This window comes from Paenibacillus sp. P4_E11, assembly GCF_056401635.1.
This window is the reverse complement of the sequence record NZ_JBFUIX010000303.1, coordinates 1-2,893: the sequence shown is the minus strand read 5'-3', so window position 1 is coordinate 2,893 and position 2,893 is coordinate 1. Positions and strand designations below refer to the sequence as shown.

The window sequence follows — 2,893 nt, the reverse complement described above, 5'->3', positions numbered from 1 at the left end:
CCATATATTCGGAGCAGCTACGTTTGCCGATTCCATTGTCGGCTCCCAAACGACACAAATTCACTTGAGCAACTTCTTCAAAGGCGTGGAAGTTCGGGAACAATTGAGCGACATCTCGATCGAATACAAAACCGCCATGCCGACAACCGGAACGTATTACCAGGGGAGCATTGTATGGAACTTGACGCCGAGCATCCAAGGAACAGCCGGGAACCGCTATGTGGTCAATGGTTGGCGCAGGATCACAACGGGGGTTGGTAACGTGCTCAATACCGATTGGGTCGAGATGCGTACCCTGACGGGGGCGTGATGGGATGAAGCCATGGTCCAGTATGAAACGGTCGCTGCCAACTAATGTCCAACGTGAGTTTCGGGGAGTGAATCGATTAGATCCGCTGACCATTGGTGACCGATGCTCATCGGATCAAGAGAATGTAACAACAGCAGATTACCCTGTTATGAAAACAAGGCCCGGTTACAGCTTGGTAGGATCAACCCTCCCATCGCGTATATTGGGCCTTTCTTCTTGGAAGAACACTGAGCTTCATTCGATCAGCAATGGGAATTGGTATCGATTCACAGGCGGGGCTTGGACGAGTGTAGGGAGTGGGTTCATCGCGTCTGCACCATGGAGTTTTGCCAACTTCCAAGGTGGGTTTACGGACGTTAATCTCATCGGCGTGAATGGGGTATCAGCTCAGAGGTGGGATGGAGCCACGCTCCAAACGTTAACAGGCGTTCCGGCTGGACTGAATTTCATTGAGAACTATGAGGATCGGCTATGGGGCGCTGTAGGTAGTACATTGCATTTCAGCGAATTCCGTGTAGGGACGAACTGGACTACGACAAGCGGAGCCGATTCAGACCCGGGATTCATCACAGTTGAAACGACAGACGGACAAGTCATTACCGGGATTCGGAATGGTCCGCGCCGCTTGATCATCTTTAAAAAGGATTCAATGTGGAATTTGTTCGGATCTTACGCCGATGCGTTCACGCTCAAGCGCGTCCACGACTCCATAGGAGCCATCTCTAACCAGTCTATCGTCACGTGTAACCAAGACATCTACTTCGTCCATTACACGGGCATATACGTCTACAGTGGTGGCACAAGCGCATCCATGGACTTCTCGCTACCAGTCCAAGAGTATGTGGAGCGAATCAATCCTGCTGCAGCTGATAAGGTGTCGAGTGGCACAGATGGTAAAATGGTCTATTTCGCCTTACCACTCGACAATGYAACGGAACCATCCCATATCCTGGAGTTTAACACCGCTCACGGTACATGGGCTGTTTGGCGTAACTACCAAGGGCTTTCCTTCGCGCTCCAGCAGCGTAAAACCTATGTTGGTAATGTAGACGGTACGGTACGCGAGATAGGAGGGTCTATTAGCGATAATGGGACGCCGATCACGGGTTACTATACCACGAAAGTATTCGGCGCGGATTCGTATGCTCAGAAGCTTAGATGGAAGCGAGCATGGRCGAATTCGGTTGTTCCGATAGGATCAACACTTACCGCTTCTCTATCGGGCGATCCGGACCGCATGAATGGATTCACACTCGTGCAGAACTTTCCGAATTCGAGCGAGCTTACCGCGAATCGTGTGATCATACCAACTAACGCCGCATACCACTCCAACTATGTCACGCTGCGGTTCAATTTTACGGGTCCGGTAACAGTCAAGGAAATCGCGTGGGAGCAAGAAAGCTTACCAGCTTACTAATTGGAGGTGTCACATGGCTATTGAACCATTCCCGAGTGTCGGTCGTAACGACGATTTAAACAAAGTGAGGGAAGCGCTTGGCGATTTGTGCCAGACGTTAGACTTCTTGTTTGACGGAGGCCTCGACACACTCAACATCAGAAGGCTGGATGCCAAGGTTATAACCGCAAACACCATTACAGCAGAGAAGATGAATGTATCGAAATTATCTGCTATTGCTGCTGACCTCGGACACATCACTGCTGGCCTTATTGAGGCTGTGGAGATCATCAGCTCTACCATTACAGGATCGCTGATTCAAACTTCCGAGAGCAGTTACCCTCGTGCTGAAATGAGAACGACAGACACTATGTTCCGAGCTGCTTCGGATTCCTCAAAAAAAATGGAGCTAATTGCAAACGCTGTTGGTTACCCTGCCTTTGTATTTGGAGATGGAGTTGGTAGAGGCTCAATTACTTACGGACCTGATGTTTCAATTGGGGCTAATAGATCTTCATTCCAAAGCGATAATGGAATATTGATCCAAGCCATAACTGGCGATGTAGATTTATTTACGAACTCCGGTAATACGAAGGTGAACAATTGGACAAGATTCGTAAATCGTGCTACAGGTAATAGCCTCCAGACCGACTTGAATGCAAAAGCCAATGCATCCTCCTACACGGGATCGTTTCTAGCAGGTACAAAAACTGTAACTGTTGTAAATGGGGTTATTCAATCTGTAGTATAAGTGGTATAATCTTCCTAAAAACCAAAGGTGTGATAATGATGAGGAAGATAATTATCAGTTTTATTGCGGGTGTAGTCATGGCAACCACCATCTCAGCTTATGCGGATGAAGGATTAGAAAAAATTGAGGCGTTTGTGCGGAAGGGATTACCGATTACTCTTGATGGTAAGAAAGTCGAAGTAGAGAACCCGCCCGTAATGGTAGACGGTAGCACCTACCTTCGCTTACGCGATGTAGCAAAAATAACGGGAATTGGTGTTAACTGGAACGATGCCACACAGACGGTTGAATTAACTAGCCCGGGTAGCGTTCCAGTAACGCCTAAGCCCAATCAGGGGAGTGTTACAAACGTGCCAMCAACAGATACCAAAGAAAAAGAGATTTACGGTATTAATGCCCAAATAACTGAGTTTAAAGTTGATATTCAATCCGCGAC

At 48.1% G+C, this 2,893-nt stretch carries 4 protein-coding genes; all 4 read left to right on the top strand.

Going from position 1 to position 2,893, the window contains the following annotated elements; all coding sequences use genetic code 11:
• The coding region (locus AC1DWB_RS33175; protein WP_477545354.1) for a hypothetical protein at positions 1 to 310 on the top strand (310 nt) is incomplete at its 5' end.
• A gap of 4 nt (positions 311 to 314) precedes the next feature.
• Positions 315 to 1,727: a hypothetical protein gene (locus tag AC1DWB_RS33170; protein ID WP_477545353.1), complete on the top strand. Its 1,413-nt coding sequence runs from the start codon at positions 315 to 317 to the stop codon at positions 1,725 to 1,727.
• Positions 1,728 to 1,740: 13 nt separating this feature from the next.
• Positions 1,741 to 2,457 (top strand): hypothetical protein, encoded by a 717-nt coding sequence (locus tag AC1DWB_RS33165; protein WP_477545352.1) that lies wholly within the window; start codon positions 1,741 to 1,743, stop codon positions 2,455 to 2,457.
• A gap of 35 nt (positions 2,458 to 2,492) precedes the next feature.
• On the top strand, positions 2,493 to 2,893 hold a 401-nt coding region (locus tag AC1DWB_RS33160; RefSeq protein ID WP_477545351.1), incomplete at its 3' end, for a stalk domain-containing protein.